24 protein-coding genes and 2 pseudogenes are annotated in these 22,010 nt (G+C 71.3%); 14 read left to right on the top strand and 12 right to left on the bottom strand.

All coding sequences use genetic code 11. The features are described from left to right. Positions 1-7: 7 nt before the first annotated feature. Entirely contained in the window at positions 8-1,384 is a 1,377-nt protein-coding gene (locus H0S67_RS15250) for a M16 family metallopeptidase (protein WP_180933740.1), read from the top strand. Positions 1,385-1,405: 21 nt separating this feature from the next. On the opposite strand, the gene H0S67_RS15245 is transcribed toward H0S67_RS15250, so the two are convergent. The 3 genes from H0S67_RS15245 to H0S67_RS15235 form a co-directional block, all read right to left on the bottom strand. Further along, positions 1,406-1,957 (bottom strand): hypothetical protein, encoded by a 552-nt coding sequence (locus H0S67_RS15245; RefSeq protein ID WP_180933739.1) that lies wholly within the window; start codon positions 1,955-1,957, stop codon positions 1,406-1,408. Beyond that, complete coding sequence (locus H0S67_RS15240; protein WP_180933738.1) at positions 1,954-2,562, bottom strand: transposase; 609 nt, start codon at positions 2,560-2,562, stop codon at positions 1,954-1,956. Before H0S67_RS15240 ends, H0S67_RS15245 begins: the two co-directional genes overlap by 4 nt. Before the next feature lie 80 nt (positions 2,563-2,642). Beyond that, positions 2,643-3,158, bottom strand: a complete 516-nt coding sequence (locus H0S67_RS15235; protein ID WP_180933737.1) for a class I SAM-dependent methyltransferase — start codon at positions 3,156-3,158, stop codon at positions 2,643-2,645. A 93-nt stretch (positions 3,159-3,251) separates the two neighbouring features. Between H0S67_RS15235 and dapB the strand changes: the two are divergent. The 3 genes and pseudogenes from dapB to H0S67_RS25520 all read left to right on the top strand — a co-directional run bounded on the left by dapB (position 3,252) and on the right by H0S67_RS25520 (position 5,727). After that, positions 3,252-3,988 (top strand): annotated as a pseudogene (gene dapB, locus H0S67_RS15230) (4-hydroxy-tetrahydrodipicolinate reductase). Between the two features lie 493 nt (positions 3,989-4,481). Then, complete coding sequence (locus H0S67_RS25525) at positions 4,482-4,835, top strand: hypothetical protein (RefSeq protein ID WP_246355446.1); 354 nt, start codon at positions 4,482-4,484, stop codon at positions 4,833-4,835. A 22-nt stretch (positions 4,836-4,857) separates the two neighbouring features. Next, positions 4,858-5,727: a M4 family metallopeptidase gene (locus H0S67_RS25520; RefSeq protein ID WP_343050506.1), complete on the top strand. Its 870-nt coding sequence runs from the start codon at positions 4,858-4,860 to the stop codon at positions 5,725-5,727. A gap of 106 nt (positions 5,728-5,833) precedes the next feature. On the opposite strand, the gene H0S67_RS15220 is transcribed toward H0S67_RS25520, so the two are convergent. Beyond that, positions 5,834-6,892 carry a zinc-dependent dehydrogenase gene (locus tag H0S67_RS15220; RefSeq protein ID WP_180933736.1) on the bottom strand — a complete coding sequence of 353 codons (1,059 nt, stop codon included), beginning with the start codon at positions 6,890-6,892 and terminating at the stop codon, positions 5,834-5,836. Positions 6,893-7,104: 212 nt separating this feature from the next. Between H0S67_RS15220 and H0S67_RS15215 the strand changes: the two genes are divergently transcribed. Next, positions 7,105-9,087, top strand: coding sequence for a PTS mannitol transporter subunit IICBA (locus tag H0S67_RS15215; protein ID WP_180933735.1), 1,983 nt, complete (start codon positions 7,105-7,107; stop codon positions 9,085-9,087). Positions 9,088-9,158: 71 nt separating this feature from the next. On the opposite strand, the gene H0S67_RS15210 is transcribed toward H0S67_RS15215, so the two are convergent. The 4 genes from H0S67_RS15210 to H0S67_RS15195 form a co-directional block, all read right to left on the bottom strand. Beyond that, positions 9,159-9,455 (bottom strand): AzlD domain-containing protein, encoded by a 297-nt coding sequence (locus tag H0S67_RS15210; protein WP_180933734.1) that lies wholly within the window; start codon positions 9,453-9,455, stop codon positions 9,159-9,161. Beyond that, entirely contained in the window at positions 9,452-10,099 is a 648-nt protein-coding gene (locus H0S67_RS15205; RefSeq protein WP_246354773.1) for an AzlC family ABC transporter permease, read from the bottom strand. Before H0S67_RS15205 ends, H0S67_RS15210 begins: the two co-directional genes overlap by 4 nt. Positions 10,100-10,202: 103 nt before the next feature. After that, on the bottom strand, positions 10,203-10,424 hold the full coding sequence (locus H0S67_RS15200) for a hypothetical protein (RefSeq protein WP_180933733.1): 222 nt from the start codon (positions 10,422-10,424) through the stop codon (positions 10,203-10,205). A 120-nt stretch (positions 10,425-10,544) separates the two neighbouring features. Then, positions 10,545-11,090: a GNAT family N-acetyltransferase gene (locus tag H0S67_RS15195; protein WP_180933732.1), complete on the bottom strand. Its 546-nt coding sequence runs from the start codon at positions 11,088-11,090 to the stop codon at positions 10,545-10,547. 89 nt (positions 11,091-11,179) lie between these two features. Between H0S67_RS15195 and H0S67_RS15190 the strand changes: the two genes are divergently transcribed. Then, positions 11,180-12,184, top strand: a complete 1,005-nt coding sequence (locus H0S67_RS15190; protein WP_180933731.1) for an aldo/keto reductase family protein — start codon at positions 11,180-11,182, stop codon at positions 12,182-12,184. Between the two features lie 51 nt (positions 12,185-12,235). On the opposite strand, the pseudogene H0S67_RS15185 reads toward H0S67_RS15190, so the two are convergent. Next, a pseudogene (locus H0S67_RS15185) lies at positions 12,236-12,825 on the bottom strand (DUF3043 domain-containing protein). Positions 12,826-12,951: 126 nt separating this feature from the next. On the opposite strand from H0S67_RS15185, the gene H0S67_RS15180 reads away from it, so the two are divergent. The 5 genes from H0S67_RS15180 (at position 12,952) to H0S67_RS15160 (ending at position 16,855) form a co-directional block, all read left to right on the top strand. After that, on the top strand, positions 12,952-13,740 hold the full coding sequence (locus tag H0S67_RS15180) for a PspA/IM30 family protein (RefSeq protein WP_180933730.1): 789 nt from the start codon (positions 12,952-12,954) through the stop codon (positions 13,738-13,740). Continuing rightward, positions 13,737-14,015, top strand: coding sequence for a PspA-associated protein PspAA (pspAA, locus tag H0S67_RS15175; RefSeq protein WP_180933729.1), 279 nt, complete (start codon positions 13,737-13,739; stop codon positions 14,013-14,015). The genes H0S67_RS15180 and pspAA overlap by 4 nt, the downstream gene beginning before the upstream one ends. Positions 14,016-14,049: 34 nt before the next feature. Then, positions 14,050-14,973, top strand: coding sequence for a zinc metalloprotease HtpX (htpX, locus tag H0S67_RS15170; protein WP_180933728.1), 924 nt, complete (start codon positions 14,050-14,052; stop codon positions 14,971-14,973). A gap of 16 nt (positions 14,974-14,989) precedes the next feature. Then, a complete protein-coding gene (gene pspAB / locus H0S67_RS15165; protein WP_180933727.1) occupies positions 14,990-15,562 on the top strand; it encodes a PspA-associated protein PspAB in 573 nt (190 codons plus the stop codon). A gap of 78 nt (positions 15,563-15,640) precedes the next feature. Further along, positions 15,641-16,855 carry a sensor histidine kinase gene (locus H0S67_RS15160; RefSeq protein WP_180933726.1) on the top strand — a complete coding sequence of 405 codons (1,215 nt, stop codon included), beginning with the start codon at positions 15,641-15,643 and terminating at the stop codon, positions 16,853-16,855. A 9-nt stretch (positions 16,856-16,864) separates the two neighbouring features. Here the strand turns inward: H0S67_RS15160 and nadA are convergent, their stop codons facing one another. Both nadA and H0S67_RS15150 read right to left on the bottom strand, forming a co-directional pair. Beyond that, the gene (nadA, locus tag H0S67_RS15155) at positions 16,865-18,037 is read right to left on the bottom strand and encodes a quinolinate synthase NadA (protein ID WP_180933725.1); all 1,173 of its coding nucleotides are present in this window, start codon (positions 18,035-18,037) and stop codon (positions 16,865-16,867) included. Positions 18,038-18,055: 18 nt separating this feature from the next. After that, positions 18,056-18,949, bottom strand: coding sequence for a GNAT family N-acetyltransferase (locus H0S67_RS15150; protein WP_246354771.1), 894 nt, complete (start codon positions 18,947-18,949; stop codon positions 18,056-18,058). Between the two features lie 34 nt (positions 18,950-18,983). Here H0S67_RS15150 and H0S67_RS15145 point away from each other — a divergent pair, with 34 nt between their 5' ends. Together H0S67_RS15145 and erpA are read left to right on the top strand one after the other, a co-directional pair. Next, positions 18,984-20,081 carry a glycerate kinase family protein gene (locus tag H0S67_RS15145; RefSeq protein ID WP_180933724.1) on the top strand — a complete coding sequence of 366 codons (1,098 nt, stop codon included), beginning with the start codon at positions 18,984-18,986 and terminating at the stop codon, positions 20,079-20,081. 75 nt (positions 20,082-20,156) lie between these two features. After that, complete coding sequence (gene erpA / locus H0S67_RS15140) at positions 20,157-20,519, top strand: iron-sulfur cluster insertion protein ErpA (protein WP_180933723.1); 363 nt, start codon at positions 20,157-20,159, stop codon at positions 20,517-20,519. 181 nt (positions 20,520-20,700) lie between these two features. On the opposite strand, the gene H0S67_RS15135 is transcribed toward erpA, so the two are convergent. Beyond that, complete coding sequence (locus H0S67_RS15135; protein WP_180933722.1) at positions 20,701-20,946, bottom strand: hypothetical protein; 246 nt, start codon at positions 20,944-20,946, stop codon at positions 20,701-20,703. 64 nt (positions 20,947-21,010) lie between these two features. Here H0S67_RS15135 and H0S67_RS15130 point away from each other — a divergent pair, with 64 nt between their 5' ends. Further along, a complete protein-coding gene (locus tag H0S67_RS15130; protein WP_180933721.1) occupies positions 21,011-21,994 on the top strand; it encodes a carbohydrate kinase family protein in 984 nt (327 codons plus the stop codon). The last annotated feature ends 16 nt before the right edge of the window (positions 21,995-22,010 follow it).

Here is a 22,010-nt window from a genome sequence, read left to right as displayed (position 1 = left end):
TCACTGCGTGAGCAAGCTCGACGCCCCGACGACCGGCCAGCAGGCTTCTGCTGGCCGGTCGTCCGGTTCTACCTCGACCAACGCCCGCAAGGCGACGACCAGGACCCTGCAGACCGTCACCGACGGTGAGGGCCAGGTGACCTCGCGGGTGCGGCGCACGGTCCTGCCCGGCGGGCTCCGCGTCATCTCCGAGCACATGGCCGGGGTCCGCTCGGCCAGCATCGGAGTGTGGGTCGGCGTCGGCTCGCGCGAGGAGACACCGGCCCTGCACGGGTGCTCGCACTTCCTCGAGCACCTGCTCTTCAAGGGCACCGAGGAGCGCTCGGCGCTGGACATCTCGATCGCCCTCGACGCCGTCGGCGGCGAGTTCAACGCCTTCACCGCCAAGGAGTACACCTGCTTCCACGCGCGGGTCCTCGACGAGGACCTGCCGCTGGCGGTCGACGTGCTGGGCGACATGATCACCAGCTCGCGGCTCGACCCGGCCGACGTCGAGGCCGAGCGTGACGTGATCCTCGACGAGATCGCGATGCACGACGACGACCCCGACGACGTGGTGCACAACCTGTTCGCCGCGCAGGCCTGGGGGGACTCGCCGCTGGGTCGGCCGATCGCCGGGACCGTGGAGTCGATCGCCGCGCTCACCCGCGAGCAGATCCACCGCTTCTACCGGCGCCACTACCGGCCGGCGACGATGGTGGTGGCCGCGGCCGGCAACGTCGACCACGCCGCCCTGGTCCGCCAGGTGCGCCGGTCCTTCGGCCGCCAGGGCTGGCTGGACCGCGCGGAGGCCCCGGTGCCCCCGCGCCATGCCGCCCGGACCCGTCGGGTCACCCCGGGCACGATCGAGGCGACGCGCCCCTTCGAACAGGTCAACGTGGTGCTCGGCATGGAGGGGGTCACCCGCCAGGACGACCGGCGCTTCGCGCTCGGCGTGCTCAACACCGCGCTCGGCGGTGGCACCTCCAGCCGGCTGTTCCAGGAGGTGCGCGAGCACCGCGGGCTGGCCTACTCGGTGTTCTCCTTCGCCAGCCACCACGCCGACTCCGGCCTGGTCGGCGTCTCGGTCGGCTGCCTGCCCAGCAAGCTCGACGACGTCCTGGCCGTGGTCCGGGCGGAGCTCGCCAAGGTCGCGGCCGAGGGCATCACCGAGGAGGAGCTGGGCCGGGGCAAGGGCATGTTGCGCGGGGGACTGGTCCTCGGCCTCGAGGACTCAGGCTCGCGGATGTCACGGATCGGCAAGGCCGAGCTGGTCTACGACGAGCTGCTCAGCATCGACGAGGTGATCGCCCGCATCGACGGCGTCACGCTCGACGACGTCCGGACGATCGCGGCAGAGCTGTTCTCCCGCGCCGAGGTGCTCGCGATCGTCGGGCCCCGCTGACGGCTGGGCCCGGCTCCGGGCTCAGCCGACGAGGACGACGACGCCGGCGCAGGCGGCGGCCCACAGGACGCTGGTGAAGGTCCCGATGATGAAGCGTTCGGCGGCGCCGGTGCGGACCCCGTCCTCCGCTGCCCGCAGCTCGGGGTAGCGGCCCAGGCCCTTGAGCGCCAGCACCACGGCCAGGCCCTCGGGCCAGCCGCCGACGAGCGAGGCGAAGATCGCGCCTCGCTCGAGCGCCCCGATCCAGGCACCGCCGCGGAGCACCTGCCCGGCCCGGTCCATGGACTGCGCGGCGGTCTCGCCGCGGTCGACCAGGGCGAACACGCGGGCGGTGACCGGGCCGCCGCCCACGACGGCCAGCACCCCGGCCAGCGTCACCAGGGCCGCCCTCCCGCCGCGTCCGTCCACGGTCACCTCGGCCGGCACGGCAGCGATCCCGGCAGCCGCGGCGAGGAGCAGGAGGGCCGCCGGCGCCCAGATCCGCATGCCGAGCCGGGACCAGCCCCAGGCGCCGGCCACGAGGGCCGCCGCCAGCAGCGCGAGCACCAGCTGTCCGAGGTTCGCCGCGCTCACGCGGTCCCTCCGTCGGCCGGGGTGATCAGTGCCGAGGCGAGGTGCGTCACGAGCTCGCGCGCCCGGCGGCCCTCGACGATGCCGGCCGCCTGCGCCCGCTGGCTGACGGCGGACTGGCTGATGCCGATCCGCTGGCCCGCCTCGTCGTAGGAGAGGCCCTCGTCGACCAGGTCGGCGACCTGCCACCCCCGAGCCGTGCGCCGGGCCAGCACGGCCGCCCACAGCCACAGCGTCGTCTCCAGCGCCCGTACGGCCGGCGTCGCGTCGCCGGCGACGCGCAGGTGCCACGGGCTGTTCTTGGCGGAGGTCACGGCGTCGCGGGCGTGGAGGTACGCCGCGCCGCGGCCCGCGTTGGCATGGGGAGGGAGCGGCTCCTCGACGGCGCCGACGCCGATGCCGACGTTCCAGGCATCCTCGCGCAGCAGCGCCTCGACGATGGGGGCGAGCCCCGCGGGGTCGGCCAGCACGCCCTGGAACTCGTCGCCGGCCGTGCGCTCGAAGGGGCGCAGCAGGGCGGCGTCCGCGAGGGCCGCGAGGGTGGCGGGGATGCGGTCGTCGCTGGTGCGACTGCCGCGCTGGTCGACGGTCAGGACGGCGACGGCCATGGCTGCCCCCTCGGTCTCGGTCTGATGAGGACCGTACATTAGGGAATTACCTAATGCAATCCCGTCATAAGGAAATAGACTTATCTGCGTCCGATGATGCCGACCACCGCGGGTGCCTTCTGCTCCACGACCGAGACCCGGAAGCCGCTGCCGGCCAGCGCCGCCGAGGTCTTCTGGACGATGGTCGGGACCAGCTCGGCCCGGTTCGCCTCGTAGAACAGGAAGACGGCGCCGCCGGGGAGCACCCGCTCGTGGAGGAGCGCCACCTCGTCGGCGCACTCCCGCACCCAGAACAGGTTGACGTTGAAGGCGAAGACCTTGTGCAGCCGCTTCACCGGCACGCGGAGCGTGGCCAGGTCGATCTGGCGCACGGTGAGCCGGCCCGCGTCGACGTACTTCGCGTTGCGCCGCTTGGTGCGGTCCACGCCGGACTCCGAGCGGTCGATCGCGAAGAGCCTGCCGGTCTCGAGCCGACTGCAGATCAGCTCGGCGCCGGCGCCCGGACCGCACCCGATCTCGAGCACGTGGTCGGCGGGCTGCACGTCCATGAGTTCGACCGCCCACCGGATCCGTGCCGGAATCGTCTGCACCACCATGGGTCACAGCCTGCCAGAAGGTCCGGTGACCAGTCACCGGCACTCGCCGCGCGTGCGATGGCCTAGGTTTGCCGGGTGGGTTCGAAGCGGAACGTGACGAAGGTGGGCGTGCTCGGCGCACGCGGCAAGGTGGGCTCGGAGGTGTGCCGGGCGGTCGAGGAGACCGACGACCTCGAGCTGGTCGCACGGGTCGACGTCGACGACTCCCTCGAGGACCTCGTCGCCGCCGGCGTGGAGGCCGTCCTCGACTTCACCCCCGACGTGGTGATGGGCAACCTGGAGTTCTGCATCGGTCACGGCATCCACGCCGTGGTCGGCACCACCGGTTTCGACGAGGCCCGGCTCGACACCCTGCGAGGCTGGCTGGCGGGGTCCGCGGGAACCGTGTGCTGATCGCGCCGAACTTCTCCATCGGCGCGATCCTGATGATGCGCTTCGCCGCCCTCGCGGCACCGTTCTACGAGTCGTCGAGGTCGTCGAGCTGCACCACCCGGACAAGGCGGACGCTCCCTCGGGCACCGCACGGCGTACGGCCGAGCTCATCAGCGCCGCGCGTGCGGAGGCGGGCTGCCCGCCGGTGCCGGACGCGACGAGCACCTCCCTCGACGGAGCCCGCGGCGCCACGTCGCCGGCATCCGGGTGCACGGGCTGCGGATCCGCGGCCTGGTGGCGCACAGGGTCATCCTCGGTGGGGTGGGGGAGACGCTGACGATCCGCCACGACTCGATGGACCGCGCGTCGTTCACCCCCGGCGTCCTCACCGGCCTGCGCGCGATCGGGACCCACCCGGGCTCACCGTCGGGCTGGAGAACTTCCTCGACCTCGCCTGACCGGCTGCACGTCCTGCAGGTTCGTGCGCTGCACGAACCTGCAAGTGACGTGGCGTTCCTCCGTCGTTGGACCTTTGCAACGCTCTGCAGGCCCGCCGCCCGCCAGGGCCCGGGACAGTCAACTTCGGGTACGACGAGAGGTAACTACATGCGCAGGACTCTGGGGCTCGCCACCATCGCGGTGCTCGCCGCCGGCACCATCGGGGCGCAGGCCGGCACGCCAACGGACAGGTGGCGCGAACGCCGGGAACGGCGGCCGCCGCGGTCGCGGCCCTCCAGCAGCACCCGGCTGCCGCCGTGCTGTCGACGGACAGGGCGTTCCGGGTCACCGACACGATCACCGACGCCGACGGCACCACCCACGTGCGCATGCAGCGGACGCTCGACGGCATCCCGGTGCTCGGCGGCGACCTCGTGGTGCACCGCGGCGCGCAGTCCGGCTGGCGCGGGGTGAGCCAGACGCTGGCCAGCCCCCTGGACCTCTCGACCACCCGTGAGCGCCGCCGCAGCGGCCACGAAGGCGCTCGCCCCGTCCGCCGCGACCCGGTCGATCACGGGTGCCGCGGCCTCGTCCCACCGTCTGGTCGTCGACGCGACCGGCGCCACCCCGCGCCTCGCGTGGGAGTCATCACCGTCGGCACGCAGCACGACGGACCCCAGCCGGCTGGCGACGTACGTCGACGCCCGCACCGGCCAGGTCATCCGCCGCGAGCAGCAGATCGAGACCGTCGACGGCCAGGGCCAGACGCTGTACTCGGGCACCGTGCCGCTGAGCGTGACCCAGTCCGGCTCGACCTACCAGCTGAAGAACAGGGCATCCGCGGCAACACCTACACGACCGACATGAACAACAAGTCGGACTCCTACGGCTGCCAGGTCCTCGGCATCGGCTGCTCCGCGGCACGCTGATCACCAGCACCACGACGACCTTCGGCAACGGCACCAACGCCAACCGGGCCACCGCCGGCGCCGACGCGCAGTACGGCAGCAACGAGACGTGGGACTTCTACAAGCAGACCTACGGCCGTGACGGCATCTTCGGCAACGGCACCGGCTCCTACAACCGGGTCCACTACGGCAGCGGCTACGTCAACGCCTTCTGGGACGGCACCAAGATGACCTACGGCGACGGCGACGGGACCAGCTACGGCCCGCTCGTCTCGCTCGACGTCGCGGGTCACGAGATGAGCCACGGCGTCACCGAGAACACCGCCGGCCTGACCTACTCGGGCGAGTCCGGCGGCCTCAACGAGGCCACCTCGGACATCTTCGGCACGATGGTGGAGTTCTTCGCCAACAACGCCAGCGACCCGGGCGACTACCTGATCGGTGAGCAGTTCGACCTGAAGAAGCACCTCGGCTTCCGCCGCATGGACAACCCGGCCTCCGACGGCTCCTCGCTCAACTGCTGGAGCGCGACGGCGGGCAGTGCCGACGTCCACTACTCCTCGGGCATCGGCAACCACTTCTTCTACCTCCTCTCGGAGGGCTCGGGCGCGAAGACCCTGAACGGCGTGTCCTACAACAGCCCGACCTGCAACGGCTCGACGGTGACCGGCATCGGTCGCGACGCGGCCGCGAACATCTGGTACCGGGCGCTGACGGTCTACATGACGTCGAGCACCAACTACTCCGGTGCGCGCACCGCCACGCTGAACGCTGCCAAGGACCTGTACGGCGCCGGCAGCACGCAGTACAACGCCGTCGCCTCGGCCTGGAGCGCCGTCAGCGTCAGCTGACCGCGCCCCGAACGGGGGAGAGGGCCCGCACCGGCGATCGGTGCGGGCCCTCTGTCCGTCCTCGTGGTGTGGGACTGCCCGGCGCCACGCCGTCGCGACTTCGTCGCTACGGCTCGACGGTGACCTTGATGGCTTCACCGTTCTGGACGATCGAGAACGCGTCGAGGACGCGCTCGAGCGGGATGTGCTCGGTGATCAGGTCCTTGACCGGGACCTGGCCGCTGGAGATGTACCCGAGCGCCCGCTTGTTGTGCTCCGGGGCCGAGCCGTTGGCGCCGTGGATGTGGAGCTGGCGGTAGTGGACGATGTTGGAGTCGCAGGTGATGGTGGGGTTGGTCTTCGGCAGCCCGCCGAAGAAGGAGATCCGGCCGTTGCGGGCTGCCATCGAGATGGCCTGCTCCTGGGTGACGTTGGCGGCGGTGGCCGTGATGATGACGTCTGCGCCGCGGCCGCCCGTGAGCTCCATGACCCGCTCGACCACGTCGACGTCGGCGCCGTTGATGGTCTCGTCGGGCTGGACCGCGTCGGCCGACATCTTCAGGCGCTCGGAATTCACGTCGACGAGGTAGATCTTCCCTGCCTTGTGCACCCCGCGGGCGATCCGGATGTGCATGCAGCCGATCGGGCCGGCGCCGAACACGACGACCGTGTCGCCCTCCTCGATGCCGAGCAGCTCCTGGGCGTTGATCGCGCACGCGAACGGTTCGGCCGCCGACGCCTCGTCGTACCCCACGTTGTCGGGGATCTTGTTCAGGCCGTCGACCTTGAGCACCTGCTGCGGCACGATCATGTACTCGGCGAAGCCGCCGTCGTACTGGTAGCCGACCGACGTCTGGTTCTGGCAGACCGCCATCCAGCCCTTGTCGCACTCGTAGCAGTCGCCGCACGGGACGGCCGCGATGACCTGGGCGCGGTCGCCGACCTGCCAGCCGGAGCCGTACGTCGCGTTGACGTCGGCACCGACCTCGACGACCTCACCGGCGATCTCGTGCCCGATGGTGCGCGGCGGGGTGAGGTTCTGGTGGCCGTTGTGGAGGATCTTGACGTCGGTGCCGCACGTCGAGCAGTTGCGGACGCGCAGCTTGATCTCACCCGGTCCGCACTCGGGTTCGGGCACGTCCTCGAGGCGCAGGTCCTCAGGGGCGTAGAAGCGCAGGGCCTTCATGGTTCCTCCTGGGTCGATCGACGGATGCGGCACCACGCTATCACCCGTATTTCTGTGTTCTGTTGTGAATATGTTGCTTTATGGGGTTGACGCGCCGTTTTGAGGAGAGATATACAGGCAATCACAGATTGAACATGACGTGCGTCACATCAGGGCACGCCCTCCGGAAGAGCAGCAGCCAGCCTCGGCTGGACCCCGAGAAGGGAATGAGCATGGCCACAGCCACGCAGAGCGAGGTGCCGCGCCGGTCGGCGCGCGTGCACGTGCAGAAGTTCGGGACGTTCCTGTCCAACATGATCATGCCGAACATCGGCGCGATCATCGCCTGGGGTCTCATCACCGCCTTCTTCATCCCGGACGGGTGGACCCCGAACGAGAAGATCGCCACGATGGTCGGCCCCGCCATCACCTACCTGCTGCCGATCCTGATCGCCTACACCGGCGGCAAGATCGTGTACGACGTCCGCGGCGGCGTGGTCGGCGCGTTCGCGGTCATGGGCGTCATCATGGCCACCAGCGACCCGATCTTCATCGGTGACAAGACCGGGTCCCCGATGTTCCTCGGCGCCATGATCATGGGTCCGCTCACGGCGTGGGGGATGAAGCGGCTCGACGCCGTGTGGAGCCACCGGATCAGGCCGGGCTTCGAGATGCTGGTCAACAACTTCTCCGCCGGCATCTACGCCGCGATCATGGCCATCCTCGGCATGTTCGTGCTCGCCCCGGTGCTGCGTCAGTTCACCGAGTGGCTCGGCAACGCGGTCAACACCCTGGTCGACCACAACCTGCTCCCGCTGACGTCGATCTTCATCGAGCCGGCGAAGGTGCTGTTCCTCAACAACGCGATCAACCACGGCGTGCTCACGCCGCTCGGGATCTCGCAGGCCGCCGACAAGGGCCAGTCGGTCCTCTTCCTGCTCGAGGCCAACCCCGGCCCCGGCGCCGGCCTGCTGCTGGCCTACACCTTCTTCGGCAAGGGCCTGGCCAAGGCATCGGCTCCCGGTGCGCTGATCATCCAGTTCTTCGGCGGCATCCACGAGATCTACTTCCCGTACATCCTGATGAAGCCCAAGATGATCCTGGCCACGCTGGCCGGCGGCATGACCGGCGTCTTCCTGCTGGTGCTGTTCGGCGTCGGGCTGCGCGCCCCTGCGGCTCCCGGCTCGATCATCGCGGTCTACGCCCAGACGCCGGGCGGCGACTTCCTGGGGATCACGGTGGGCGTCTTCGGGGCCGCCACCGTCTCCTTCCTCGTGGGGTCGCTGCTGCTCAAGCTCGACCGGGCCGAGGACGGTGACCTGCTCGACGCGACCGCCACCATGGAGGCGATGAAGGGCAAGAAGTCGTTGGCCTCCGACGTGCTGGCCGTCGACGCGCTCGGTGAGCACCACCAGGGCCCGATCCGCGACATCGTGTTCGCCTGCGACGCCGGCATGGGGTCCTCCGCCATGGGGGCGACGGTGCTGCGGCGCAAGATCCACGAGGCAGGCTTCGCCGACGTGACGGTGGTCAACAAGGCGATCGCCAACCTGGCCGACGAGCACGACATGGTCGTCACTCACCAGGACCTCACCGAGCGGGCGCAGCAGCGCACGCCGTCGGCGCTGCACGTGTCGGTGGAGAACTTCATGGGCAGCCCCCGCTACGACGAGATCGTCGACCTGCTGCGCGCCACCAACGGGGACGGGTCCTCGGCGGCGGCCGCGGCCGCGGCCGGACCCACCGGCGCGGCTGCGGGCGACGACGGGGTCGGGGGCGTGCTCGTCGCGGAGTCGATCGTGCTCCAGGGGCGGGCCAGGACCCGGGACGAGGCGATCACCGAGGCCGGCCGGCTGCTCGTCGAGTGCGGCGCGGTGGACGAGGCCTACATCGACGCCATGCACGAGCGGGAGACGTCGGTGTCCACCCACATGGGCAACCTGCTGGCGATCCCGCACGGCACCAACGAGGCCAAGACGTCGATCCGGCGTACGGCGATGTCCTTCGTCCGCTACTCCGACCCGATCGACTGGAACGGCAAGGACGCGAAGTTCGTGGTCGGCATCGCCGGCGTCGGCAACGAGCACCTCGCCCTGCTCGGCAAGATCGCCAAGGTCTTCGTCGACCGCAACCAGGTGGCGGAGCTCGAGGCCGCCCAGTCGGCGGACGACGTGCTCCGGGTCCTCGGTGGGGTGAGCAGCGCCACCGGGGTCTGACGCCCGATCCTCGACAGGGAGGCCCCGCACCGCAACGGTGCGGGGCCTCCCTGCGTCGCGAGGTCCCGCGGTCAGAGACGGAGCAGCGCGGCGGTGAGCGCCGCCCCGAAGACCACGACCAGGAACGGCGCCCGCACCAGCAGCAGCAGGACGGCCACGCCCAGCCCTGCCGCCCGGGCGTCCAGCACCAGCGAGTGCCCGTGGGCGAAGACCTGGACCGCCACGAGGGCCGCCAGCAGTGCCACCGGGATCAGGTCGGCCACCCGCTCGACCACGGGCCGCTCGAGCACCCGGGCCGGGATGGACAGGCCGCCGAGCTTCAGCAGGTAGCAGCCCACCCCGCCGAGCAGGATCGCCGTCCAGATCACCGCGGGGCCTCCGGGAACTCGGTCGGGTCGACCCCGCGGGTGAGCACGCCGGCGAGGATCGCCACGCCCGCGGCCGCGAGCACCGGGACGCCGGCGGGCGACACCGGGACGATGCCGAGCGCGACAGCAGCGGCTGCCAGCGCGACGAGCCGGTTCCGCAGGTCGGTGAGACGGGGCCACAGCAGGGCCAGGAAGGCGGCGCCGACCGCGGCGTCCAGCCCGAGGTGGCGCGGATCGCCGAGCGTGGTGCCGGCGACCGCTCCGATCAGCGTGGCGAGGTTCCAGAGGACGAAGATCGAGATCCCGGTGGTGAGGAAGCCGACGCGTGCCGCGGCGGTGTTCGGCCGCGTCACCGACATGGCCGTGGACTCGTCGATGAGCACGTGCGCGGCCAGCAGCCGACGGCCACCCCTCCAGGCGAGCAGCGGGGCCAGGCGCAGGCCGTACAAGGTGTTGCGGGTGCCGAGGAGCAGTGCGGTGAGGGCCCCGGACAGCGGTGCCCCACCCGCGGCCAGCACGCCGACCAGGGCGAACTGGGACGCACCGGTGAACATCACCAGGGAGAGGGCGCAGGTCTGGGTGACGCTCAGTCCGGCCGCGACCGACACCGCGCCGAACGACACGCCGTACGCCCCGGTGGCCACGCCGACCCCCAGGCTGTCGCGGACGATCGCCGCGCGTTCGGTCCGGGGAGTGGCTCGTCGGGCACCCGGCGACCCTAGCCGCCGCCGTCGCCGGGGGACGGGCTCAGTGCCGACGTGCCACCCGGGCGCCTCGCGCGCGGGCGTGGAAGTCGTGGACCAGGGCGTAGGCGAGCAGGAGGCCGGCGAGGGCGCCGATCACGGCGCCGGCAGACGCGGCGAGGGGCATGGCGGTGGACCAGGCGATCCAGGCGCCGGAGCCGACGCCGACGAGGAGTGCGGTGGCGACCAGCAGCAGCCGGTGGAGCCGAGGAAGTGGACCGAACACGTGAGTGTCCCCCGTTCTGACTGGCCGGGCACCAGACGTGGTGACCGGCCGACCTCCATCGTCACTCTCCTGACGGGAAAATCAAGGGTCCTTCGGTGAAGGTTTTGCGGCTCGGCCCGTTCAGGCCAACGCGGTGTGCAGGCGCACCTCGCGCAGGCGGGTGGCGCCGTCGCCCTCGAGCTCCAGCTCCCGGTGGGCGCCGTCGGCGGCCCAGCCGGCGCCCGTCAGGAAGCCCCGCAACGCGTCGTCGGTCGCGACCGCCCAGAGCACCGACCGCGTGAAGCGGTCGGCGCGCATCGTGTCCACGGCCGCCTGGAGGAGCCGCGAACCGTGGCCGAGCCCGCGCTCGCCCGGATCGACGGTGAACTCGGAGAGCTCGGCGTCGACGACCGGGTCGCAGTCGGGGTCGCCGGCCGGTGAGGTGATGGCGAAGCCCACGACCCGGTTGCGCTCCAGGGCGACCATGACCCGGTTGCGGGCGTCGCCGGGTGCGGCCAGGGAGGTCCGCCAGGCTGCGGCGGCCGCCTCGACGTCGGTCGGCAGCGCCCCGGTCGGCACCAGGCCGGCGTACCGGTCCTGCCAGGCACGCAGCTGCAGCTCGGCGATAGCGGGGGCGTCGTCGGCCCACGCCACGCGCACGGACACGTCGGCTGTCGGGCTGCTCATGCGGTCATCCTTGCAGCGGCGCTCGACCACCGGGGAGCGGGTCGGCGCAGCGGGCCGCGGGGTTGGGCGAGCCGCCTAGGGTCGAGGTCATGGAAATCCGCAACCTCGGTGCGAGCGGCCTGAAGATCTCGGCCATCGCGTACGGCAACTGGCTCACCCACGGTTCCCAGGTCGAGGAGGACGCCGCCACGGCGTGTGTCCGCCAGGCGCTGGAGGAAGGCATAACGACGTTCGACACGGCGGACGTCTACGCGAACACGAAGGCCGAGACCGTCCTCGGCAAGGCCCTCGCCGGCGAGCGCCGCGAGGGACTGGAGATCTTCACCAAGGTCTACTGGCCGACCGGCCCCGGCAAGCACAACGACCACGGGCTGTCCCGCAAGCACATCCTGGAGTCGATCAACGGCTCCCTGTCGCGCCTGGGCACCGACTACGTGGACCTCTACCAGGCGCACCGCTACGACTACGAGACCCCGCTCGAGGAGACGATGGAGGCGTTCGCCGACGTCGTCCGGATGGGCAAGGCGCTCTACATCGGTGTCTCCGAGTGGCGCGCGGAGGAGATCCGGGCCGCGCACGGGCTGGCCCGCGAGCTGCGCATCCCGCTGGTCTCGAACCAGCCGCAGTACAACATGCTGTGGCGGGTGATCGAGTCCGAGGTGGTGCCCACCTGCGAGGAGCTCGGCATCGGCCAGATCGTCTGGTCGCCCATCGCCCAGGGCGTGCTCACCGGCAAGTACCAGCCGGGGGAGCAGCCGCCGGCCGGGTCCCGCGCGACCGACGACAAGGGCGGCGCGGACATGATCAAGCGCTGGATGTCGGACGACGTGCTCGAGCGCGTCCAGCAGCTCCAGCCGATCGCGGAGCAGGCCGGCCTCGGCCTGGCCGAGCTGGCCGTCGCCTGGGTGCTGCAGAACGACAACGTCTCCGCGGCGATCATCGGGGCCAGTCGACCCGAGCAGGTCACGCAGAACGTGAAGGCCGCCGGGGTGAAGCTCGACACCGACACGCTGAAGGCGATCGACGAGGTGCTCGACCCGGTGGTCGAGCGGGACCCCGCCAAGACCCAGTCGCCGGCCCGCCGCGCCTTCTGAGCCGGCGCCGGCGAGCGAACGAGGCCACCCCCGCGCGGGGGTGGCCTCGTCTCACTTGTACTGCTCGGGGAGCTTCTGCCCGATCTTGACCTTCGCCTTCGGCTGGCGCATGAACTTCATCTGCAGTGCGCGGGTGACCGCGTAGTACGTCGTGCCCTTGAGCGGCTCCTCGGGAACCGGCGGGCGAGCTCGCGCCGCAGCCGGAAGCGCAGGTAGAGCATGTCGCCGATGACGATCAGGATGGTGCCCATCAGGACCGTGTTGCCGATCGAGGCGAGCTGCGCGTTGCCGGAGTAGCCCAGGATCATCGTCACGACCAGCAACGGGACCATCAGCTCGATGAACGAGAAGCGGCTGTCGACGAAGTCACGGATGAAGCGGCGCACGCGTCCCTGGTCGCGGGGCATGTAGTACCGCTCGTCACCGGCCTTCATCGCGGCCCGCACCTGCTGGCTGGACTCGGCGCGGTTGGCGCGCTGGGCACGCGCCTGCTCCTTGCGGGTCCGCGGGGCCTTGGCGCGGGCCTTGGCGGCCGCCTCTGCCTCACGGCGCGAGGGGGTGGGACGACCCTTCCCGCCGTTCTTCGCGGGCGCCTGGTCGGCGGTGGTGTCGGGGGTGTCGGTCTTGCTGCGACGGAACAACGCGTGGGCCTTCTCGGAAGCTGCGAATCGGGTCGGGACAACCCTACCGGCGTTCCGTGCGCGACCTTGCGTTTGCGCCTAGGGTTGACGCACACCGAGAACCAGCTGCGAGAGGGACCGCACCCCATGAGTCTCATGAAGCGCATCAGCCTGATCTTCCGGTCGAAGGCCAACAAGGCCCTCGACCGCGCCGAGGACCCACGCGAGACCCTCGACTACAGCTACCAGCGCCAGCTCGACCTGCTCTCGAAGGTCCGCCGCGGCGTCGCTGACGTCGCCACGAGCCGCAAGCGCGTGGAGCTGCAGGTCAACCAGCTCGAGCAGCAGTCGGCCAAGCTGAGCGACCAGGCGCAGAAGGCCATCAGCATGGGTCGTGAGGACCTCGCCCGCGAGGCGCTCACCCGCAAGTCGGGCCTGACCAGCCAGATCGCCGACCTGAAGGCGCAGCACGCGCAGCTCCAGGGCGAGGAGGAGAAGCTCACCCTCGCCCAGCAGCGGCTCCAGGCGAAGGTGGAGTCCTTCCGCACCCGCAAGGAGACCATCAAGGCCACCTACACCGCCGCCGAGGCGCAGACCCGCATCAACGAGGCGATGTCGGGCATCGGCGAGGAGATGGGCGACGTCGGCATGGCCATCCAGCGCGCGGAGGACAAGACCGCGCAGATGCAGGCCCGGGCCGGCGCCATCGACGAGCTGATCGCCTCCGGGGCGCTTGAAGACGTCAGCTCCACCAACTCCGGCGACGACATCGCCCGGGAGCTGGACTCGATGAGCTCGCAGGCCGACGTCGAGGCCGAGCTGGCCCGGCTCAAGGCCGGGTCCCAGCCACAGGCGATCGAGCCGGCCGAGGACGGCGGGGACATCCTCAAGGCCGAGCCGGAGGCGAACACCACCGAGGGCGGGGCCTCGGCATGATCATCCGGATCCTCGGCGAGGGGCAGTACGACGTCGCCGACGATGCGCTGGCACGCCTCAACGAGCTGGACTCAGCGGTCGAGGCGGCCGTCGAGGCGGGCGACGACCAGGCGTTCGCCCCGGCCCTGGCGGAGCTGCTCTCGGGTGTCCGCAGCGCGGGCGTGCCCCACGCCGCGGACTCCCTCGACGAGTCCGACCTGATCCTCCCGCCGGCGGACGCCAGCATCGAGGAGGTCCGGGAGATGCTCTCCGACGAGGGGCTGATCCCGGGCTAGGGCCCGGGTTGGCTCCTCCTGCTTGACTGGTCGCATGGCGCACTCCCGGTTCATCAAGGACGCGGGCCTCACCACGCGGATGACGCTGGTGATGTTCCTCCTCGGTGCGCTCTTCGTCGGCCTCGTCGTGGGCCTGATGCTCGCGGTGCGGTCGCCCGGGCTGTCGCTGCTGATCGGCGTCGCCGGCCTCGGCGTGGCCTGGTGGCAGTGGTACTCCTCCGACAAGCTGGCCATGCGGGCGATGCGCGCCCGTGAGGTGAGCCCGCAGGAGGCTCCCGAGCTGCACGGCATGATCGACCGGCTGTGCGCGCTCGCGGACATGCCCAAGCCGCGCGTGGGCGTCGCCGACCTGGCGATCCCGAACGCCTTCGCCACCGGCCGATCGCCCGAGCGCTCGGTGGTCTGCGTGACGACCGGCATCCTGCGCACGCTCGACGCCGAGGAGCTCGAGGCCGTGCTCGCGCACGAGCTCTCCCACGTGGCGCACCGCGACGTCCTGGTGATGACAGTGGCCTCCTCCGCCGGCATCGCCGCGGGCATGCTGACGCGCGGCGCGCAGTACGGCGGCCTGGGGCTGTTCGGCGGACGCCGCAGCAACGACAACAACGGGATCCCGGTGTGGCTGGTGATCCTCGTGGTCAGCCTGCTCGTCTACGCCATCAGCTTCTTCCTGCTCAAGCTGCTCTCGCGCTACCGGGAGCTGGCGGCCGACCGGGCGGGTGCCTACCTGACGATGAAGCCGGCCGCGCTGGCCTCGGCGCTGCAGAAGATCACCGGCGAGATGAACACCATCCCGCAGCAGGACCTGCGCGCCAGCCAGGCCATGAACGCGTTCTTCATCGCGCCGGCCCTCCGCGGGGTCTCGCTCAGCACCCTGACCTCCACCCACCCGTCGCTCGAGCAGCGGCTCGAGCAGCTCGCGCGGATCCAGGCCGAGCTCGGCCGGCCGGACGCGTGAGCACCGGTCGTCGCTGATGGGGTTCTGGGACGTCGTCACCGGCCGGACCCGTCCGAAGGCCGCCAACCTCGACTCGCTCTTCCTGGTGCCCAGCGCCGCCGTCACCCTGCAGACCTTGCTGGACCTCAGGCCCACGGGGGAGGGTGCCGTCTGCTTCCGCGCCGCCACCGGGGCGGCGTTCCGGCAGACCCAGGACGAGGTCGTCAGCCTCCTGAACGACGACCCGACGGCGCCCGACGTGACCGTCTCGAGTGACGACTTCGGGTTCACCTGGCTGGTGGCCCACCGGGACCCCGACGACACCGCCGGGCTCTGCACCGACCTGCACGCGGTGAACACCTCCCTGGAGGGCCAGGGGTTCGGCGCCGGGTTGCTCTGCTCGCTCGTGCCGTTCCAGGATTCCGCCGGGCGTCGGATCGGCCTCGTCTACCTCTACAAGCAGGGGACGTTCTATCCCTTCGCGCCCAAGGGGCAGCAGTCCCGCGACAACCTCACCGAGATCCAGGTGCGCGACGCGCTCGCCGGCGAGCTGCCGATGGAGCAGGACCTGAGCCGATGGCTGGCATTGTGGGGCGCCCCCGGCCTGTGAGCCCGACGCGGCCAGGGGATCCCGCTATCCTCGCGGTCGGTGCAGCCGGCACGGCTGCGGGAACGGGGAGCTCGACAGGTGACCAGCACGACCACCGACACCGACACGCGACGAGTGGCCGAGATCGGCCGCTACCGGGTGCTCTTCGAGCCTCTGCGCCAGGACCTGGTGGCGCTGGTCGAGGTCGCGGCGCAGGTGGCGGGCGTGCCGATGGCCACCATCAACCTGATCACCGAGACCCAGCAGGTGCAGGTCGCCGCCGTCGGCTTCGACGCCGCGGTGTGCGCGCGCGAGGACTCGATGTGCAACCTCGTCCTGCACGCCGGCCACCCGGTCATCGTGCCGGATGCGCGCGAGGACGAGCGGTTCCGTGACAACCCCTTCGTGACGGGCGTCATCGGGCGGGTCCGGTTCTACGCCACCCACCAGCTCGTCACCCCCGACGGGGTGGTGATCGGGACCCTCTGCGTCTTCGACGAGGAGCCGCGCACGCTCACCGCCGACCAGGAGCACGCACTGGTCGCGCTGGCCGACCGGGTGGTGGACCTGCTCGAGCTGGAGCTGCGCACGCGCGAGCTGAGCGCCACGCTCCAGGAGATGGAGGACCTGCACACCGAGCTGGAGCGCTCCAACGAGCAGCTCGCCGCCTTCGCGGGCCAGGTGAGCCACGACCTGCGCAACCCGCTCACCGCGCTGTCGATGTCCCTGCGGCTGATCGTGGAGCAGCTCGGCGAGTCCGGGACCGGTGACACCGAGGAGATCGCCTGGCTGGTCGGACGCGCCCGCAACGGCGCCGACCGGATGCAGTCGCTGATCGACGACCTGCTGGCCTACGCCCGGCTGGGCGGCGAGCTGTCCCGCGTCGAGGTCGACCTCGACAAGACGATGGCCGAGGTGCTCGAGGACTTGTCATCGGCCCTGACCGGCGCCGTGGTGACCGTCGGGCACCTCCCCACCCTGGTCGGTGACCCGGTCCAGCTGCGCGCCGTGCTGCAGAACCTCGTGGCCAACTCCGCCAAGTTCACGCCGCCCGGGGAGCCGGCCCGGATAGAGGTCGGCTCCGTCGAGCTCGGCGGGAGATGGCGCGTGACGGTGGCTGACCACGGGCTGGGGGTGCCGGAGCAGGACCGCGAGCGCGTCTTCGAGCCCTTCACCCGCGTCCACGCCAAGGTGCCCGGCTCGGGCATCGGGCTCGCCACCGTACGTCGTGCCGTCGAGGCCCACGGCGGACGCCTCGGCCTCGAGGAGACTCCCGGCGGCGGCACCACTGCGTGGTTCGAGCTGCCGGGCTGACGCCCGGGGTCAGTCCTTGTGGGACCTGCCGGGCAGGTCCAGCATCCGCTGCAGGGCGACCTTGGCCCAGCGCTCGGTCTCGGGGTCGACCTCGATCCGGTTGACCACCGTGCCGGCCACCAGGGACTCCAGCGCCCACACCAGGTGGGGCAGGTCGATCCGGTTCATGGTCGAGCAGTAGCAGACCGTCTTGTCCAGGAACGAGATGTGCTTGTCCGGGTGGGCCTCGGCCAGCCGCTTGACCAGGTTGAGCTCGGTGCCGATCGCCCAGCTCGAGCCGGCCGGAGCGGCCTCGATGGTCTTGATGATGAACTCGGTCGACCCGACCAGGTCTGCCTTCAGCACGACCTCGTGCTGGCACTCGGGGTGGACCAGGATCTGCACGCCCGGGATCGTCGTGCGCAGCTCGTCGACGACCTCGGGGGAGAAGCGACCGTGCACCGAGCAGTGGCCCTTCCACAGGATCATCCGGGCGTTGCGGAGCTCCTCGGCCGTGAGGCCGCCGTCGGGCCGCCGCGGGTCCCACACCACGCAGTCCTCGAGGGTCAGCCCCATCTTCAGCACGGCGGTGTTGCGGCCGAGGTGCTGGTCGGGGAGGAAGAGGACCTTGGCGTCCGGCTTCTGCTCGAACGCCCACTCCAGGGCGACCTCGGCGTTGGAGGAGGTGCAGACGGCGCCGCCGTTGCGACCGCAGAAGGCCTTGATGTCCGCGGAGGAGTTCATGTAGGTCACCGGGACGACGGAGTCGGCGATCCCGGCCTCGGTCAGGGCGTCCCACGCGGCCTCGACCTGGCCCAGCCGCGCCATGTCGGCCATCGAGCAGCCCGCGGCGAGGTCGGGCAGCACCACCTGCTGGGTCGGTCCGGTGAGGATGTCGGCCGACTCCGCCATGAAGTGCACCCCGCAGAACACGATGTACTCGGCCTCCGGCCGGCCCGCGGCGTCACGGGCGAGCTTGAAGGAGTCCCCGGTCACGTCGGCGAACTGGATGACCTCGTCGCGCTGGTAGTGGTGGCCGAGCACGAACACCTTCTCGCCGAGCGCCTCCTTGGCGGCGCGGGCGCGCGCCACCAGGTCCGGGTCGGAGGCTGCGGGCAGGTCACCCGGGCACTCGACGCCGCGCTCGGCGGACAGGTCGCGGCCGGGTCCGAGCGGCAGCAGCGGGAGGTCGACGGTGGTCATGGCACGAGTCTAGTGAAGTCAGAGCAGGGCGCCGTTGTGGAGGTACGGCGTGGGCGGGGCCATGTTGCGCAGGCCGAGGTACCCCTCCTGGTGGAGCTCGAGGCGGGCCGCCATCCCGACGTCGATCGCCCACTCGTTGGCCGCCGTGACGTGGTGGATACCCACCTCGCCCTCCGTGTCGGCGAGGGCGGCCCAGAGCAGCCGGGTCGCCGTACGCCGGTTGGTCGCCGCGAGGAGGGCCACGTCGCCCATCTGGTCGGTGTAGGCGTAGCCCGAGCCCGTAGTCGAGTCCGAGACCCGGAGCCGCCAGGAGGCCAGCATCAGCTCGTGGTCGGGGCCGTGCGCGGCACCGCGGGCCTGCCTGTCGATCGAGTCCATCAGGTCGATGTCGCCGGCCGTGCCCTCGCGGACCTTCCCGAGGTCGGGGATCGCGGCCCGGTCGACGGTCCCGGTCAGGAACATCTGCGGGTGCAGCGAGAATCCCGCCAGCCGGTAGCGGCGCACGGCCTTCGGGTCCGAGGACGACGAGAGCATCCCGCGCAGGGAACCGCGGCCGTGGTGCAGCGCTGCCGCGAGCAACGGCTTGCCCAGGCCCCGGCCCTGGAGTCCCGGGCGCACGGCGTACGTCGCCAGGCACCACAGCTTCTCCCGGTTGAACGACGTGGCGAGGCCGAGCAGGCCCGACTCGTCCTCGGCGACCCAACAGCCACCCGGATCCGTGTGCAGGAAGTGCAGGGTGCGGGCGACCCACGTGGCGCCGCGGTCGGCGGGGCGGAGCTCGGGCTCGGGCCACGAACGCCGGAACATCCGGGTGTCGAGCTCGTGGAAGCCCTCGGCGCTCAGCCGCTCGGCCGCGGGCACGTCCTCGGGTCGCATCGGCCGGATGACCACGTCGGGTGTCGACTCGTCCACGGGGGAACCGTAGACGTGGGCGACAATGCCCCGCATGCGCATCCTGGTCGCCCCGGACAAGTTCGCCGGCACGCTCACGGCCGTCGAGGCCGCGGACGCGGTCGCCGCCGGCTGGCGGCGCCAGGCGCCCGACGACGAGCTCGACCTGGCGCCCATGTCCGACGGCGGTCCCGGGTTCGTGGACGTCCTGCACGCCGCCCTGGGCGGTGAGCTGCTCGCGGTGACCGTCACTGGCCCCTTCGGCGCTCCGGTGCCGGCCACCGTGCTGCTCTCCGGCGACACGGCGTACGTCGAGAGCGCCCAGGCGTGCGGCATCCACCTGACCGGGGCCGAGGGCGCCGAGGCGGCCACCACCCTCGGGGTCGGTGAGCTGGTGGCGGCAGCCCTGGACACCTCGGCACGGACGGTGGTCGTGGGCCTGGGCGGGAGCGGCACCAACGACGGCGGTGCCGGCCTCCTCGCGGCGCTGGGCGCGACGTCGGACGCGCAGCTCGACATCGGGGCGATCGGCCTCGACGGCGTCCGGCAGGTGGACCTGGCGCCGGCTCGGGCCCGGGTGGCTGATGTGCACCTGGTGGCGGCCAGCGACGTCGACAACCCGCTGACGGGGCTCTTCGGCGCCACCAAGGTCTTCGGACCCCAGAAGGGCCTGCCCGACGACCTCATGGCGACCGTCGACGGCTGGCTGGAGCAGCTGGCCGTCGCCGTGGACCGGCGCACGTCGCTGGAGAAGGGCGCGGGCGCCGCCGGTGGCCTCGGCTTCGCCCTCCTGGCCCTGGGAGCGACCCGCGAGCCGGGCATCGGCCTGGTCGCCGACGCCGTCCGGCTGGCCGAGCGTGCCCGGGCCGCCGACCTCGTCGTCACCGGGGAGGGCGCCTTCGACTTCTCCAGCCGAGCGGGCAAGGTGCCCTACGGCGTGGCGGAGATCGCGGGAGACGCGCTGCGGCCGTGCGTGGCCCTCGCCGGCGAGGTGCTGGTCGGCGCGCGGGAGATGCGCGCCCTGGGCGTGGAGTCGGCGTACTCCCTGGTCGAGATGGTTGGCCGCGAGCGTGCCTTCGCCGACCCGGCGGGTGCGCTGGCCGACGTGGCGGAGCGCGTGGCCCGCACCTGGTCCCGCCCGGATGCCCGCTGACGGAGGTGGAATATCCGGCGGTGTGCGACCATTGAAGCCAGTACCAACCCCTTAGCCAACTTGGGAGCACGCGACATGACCGAGCAGGTCGAGACCACCACCGAGCGCCGCACCGACCAGATCAACCTGAGCCCGGTCGCCGCCGCCAAGGTGAAGAGCCTCCTCGAGCAGGAGGGCCGCGACGACCTTTCCCTGCGGATCTCCGTGCAGCCGGGCGGTTGCTCCGGTCTGCGCTACCAGCTCTTCTTCGACGAGCGCAGCCTCGACGGGGACGTCGTCACGGACTTCGACGGCGTGGCCGTCGTCGTGGACCGGATGAGCGTGCCCTACCTCAACGGCGCGATGATCGACTTCGTCGACTCGATCGAGAAGCAGGGCTTCACGATCGACAACCCCAACGCGACGGGCTCCTGCGCCTGCGGCGACAGCTTCCACTAGTCAGGGCCGCGCCAGCGGACCTGACTGAAGGTGGTTGAGCAGCGACCGCGACCGAGGAACGAGGTCGCGACGGAGCGTGTCGAAACCCGGTGAGCCCAGGGGCGACCGCAACCACCGATCCAGCAGCAGAGCAACAGCCCCCGGCCGACCGGCCGGGGGCTGTCGCGTTGTCCAGGCTTGCTCAGTCGAGGTGCAGGTGCAGCGCGTTGGCGATCCGCGCGGCCGCCTCGGAGATCTCGATGTCGCGCTTCTCTACCTCGCGGGGGTAGTCCTCGAAGTGGAGGGAGGGGGACTGACGGGAGACGGCGGCCTCGGCCGCGCGCTGCAGCCGCAGGTTGTCCCCGGTGGCGCGGCAGTCGGCGGACATCTCCGCGGGCGTGGAGGCGTCGTCGTAGGGCAGGCGGGTCGAGGGCTTCGCAGGGGTCATGGCTTCGACGCTAGGGGCTACCGCTGGGTACCCGAAGCGGTACCCGCGGGTAGTGTTTCGTTCCATGTCACTGCTCATCGCAGGCTCCATCGCCACCGACCACCTGATGACCTTCGGGGGCAAGTTCGCCGACTCCCTGGTGGTCGAGCAGCTGGACAAGCTCTCGGTCTCCTTCCTCGTGGAGGACCTCGAGATCCGGCGCGGGGGAGTGGCGCCCAACATGTGCTTCGGGCTGGCCCGGCTGGGCCTGCGCCCGGTGCTCGTCGGGGCGGCCGGCGAGGACTTCGCCGACTACCGGTCCTGGCTGGAGCGGCACGGCGTCGACTGCGACTCGGTGCACATCTCCGAGTCACGCCACACGGCCCGGTTCGTGTGCACCAGCGACTCCACCATGGCGCAGTTCGCGTCGTTCTACCCCGGTGCGATGAGCGAGGCCCGGCTGATCGAGCTCGCCCCGATCGTGAAGCGGGTGGGCGACCCCGAGTACGTCCTGATCGGGGCCGACGACCCCGACGCCATGCTCAGCCACACCGAGGAGTGCCGCGAGCGGGGTTACCCGTTCATCGCCGACCCGAGCCAGCAGCTCGCGTTCGGCGAGGGCGACCTGATCCGCAAGCTGATCGACGGCGCCGCGATCCTGTTCTCCAACGAGTACGAGTCGCACATGATCGAGTCCAAGACGGGCTGGAGCCAGGACGAGATCCTGTCGCGGGTGGGCTTCCAGGTCACCACGCTCGGCGCCGACGGCGTACGCATCCTGTGCGAGGGCGAGGAGACCATCGAGCTGCCGGCGGCGAAGAACGTCGCCGCGCTGGAGCCGACGGGGGTCGGCGACGCGTTCCGGGCCGGCTTCCTCGGCGCGATGACCTGGGGAGTGGGCCTGGAGCGCTCCGCCCAGGTGGGCTGCGTGCTCGCGGCCTACGTGGTGGAGACCGTCGGGACCCAGGAGTACTCCTTCACGGCCGCGCAGTTCGTGGCCCGCGTCGAGGAGTCGTACGGCGCGGAGGCGGCGGCCGACATCGCCCCCCACCTCACGAGCAGCCACTGACCGCCCGCCGGCGGGC

The sequence above is a fragment of the Nocardioides ungokensis genome, assembly GCF_013466985.1.
Taxonomy (GTDB): domain Bacteria; phylum Actinomycetota; class Actinomycetes; order Propionibacteriales; family Nocardioidaceae; genus Nocardioides; species Nocardioides ungokensis.
This window is presented reverse-complemented; position numbering and strand designations above follow the sequence as displayed.

What these genes read in the sequence shown, in the direction of transcription:
- H0S67_RS15240 (WP_180933738.1), bottom strand. Translation starts at nt 2,562, where the DNA reads ATGGCCGTCGCCGTCCTGACCGTCGACCAGCGCGGCAGTCGCACCAGC.
- H0S67_RS15235 (WP_180933737.1), bottom strand. Translation starts at nt 3,158, where the DNA reads ATGGTGGTGCAGACGATTCCGGCACGGATCCGGTGGGCGGTCGAACTC.
- H0S67_RS15220 (WP_180933736.1), bottom strand. Translation starts at nt 6,892, where the DNA reads ATGAAGGCCCTGCGCTTCTACGCCCCTGAGGACCTGCGCCTCGAGGAC.
- H0S67_RS15215 (WP_180933735.1), top strand. Translation starts at nt 7,105, where the DNA reads ATGGCCACAGCCACGCAGAGCGAGGTGCCGCGCCGGTCGGCGCGCGTG.
- H0S67_RS15195 (WP_180933732.1), bottom strand. Translation starts at nt 11,090, where the DNA reads ATGAGCAGCCCGACAGCCGACGTGTCCGTGCGCGTGGCGTGGGCCGAC.
- H0S67_RS15190 (WP_180933731.1), top strand. Translation starts at nt 11,180, where the DNA reads ATGGAAATCCGCAACCTCGGTGCGAGCGGCCTGAAGATCTCGGCCATC.
- H0S67_RS15180 (WP_180933730.1), top strand. Translation starts at nt 12,952, where the DNA reads ATGAGTCTCATGAAGCGCATCAGCCTGATCTTCCGGTCGAAGGCCAAC.
- pspAA (WP_180933729.1), top strand. Translation starts at nt 13,737, where the DNA reads ATGATCATCCGGATCCTCGGCGAGGGGCAGTACGACGTCGCCGACGAT.
- htpX (WP_180933728.1), top strand. Translation starts at nt 14,050, where the DNA reads ATGGCGCACTCCCGGTTCATCAAGGACGCGGGCCTCACCACGCGGATG.
- pspAB (WP_180933727.1), top strand. Translation starts at nt 14,990, where the DNA reads ATGGGGTTCTGGGACGTCGTCACCGGCCGGACCCGTCCGAAGGCCGCC.
- nadA (WP_180933725.1), bottom strand. Translation starts at nt 18,037, where the DNA reads ATGACCACCGTCGACCTCCCGCTGCTGCCGCTCGGACCCGGCCGCGAC.
- H0S67_RS15145 (WP_180933724.1), top strand. Translation starts at nt 18,984, where the DNA reads ATGCGCATCCTGGTCGCCCCGGACAAGTTCGCCGGCACGCTCACGGCC.
- erpA (WP_180933723.1), top strand. Translation starts at nt 20,157, where the DNA reads ATGACCGAGCAGGTCGAGACCACCACCGAGCGCCGCACCGACCAGATC.
- H0S67_RS15135 (WP_180933722.1), bottom strand. Translation starts at nt 20,946, where the DNA reads ATGACCCCTGCGAAGCCCTCGACCCGCCTGCCCTACGACGACGCCTCC.
- H0S67_RS15130 (WP_180933721.1), top strand. Translation starts at nt 21,011, where the DNA reads ATGTCACTGCTCATCGCAGGCTCCATCGCCACCGACCACCTGATGACC.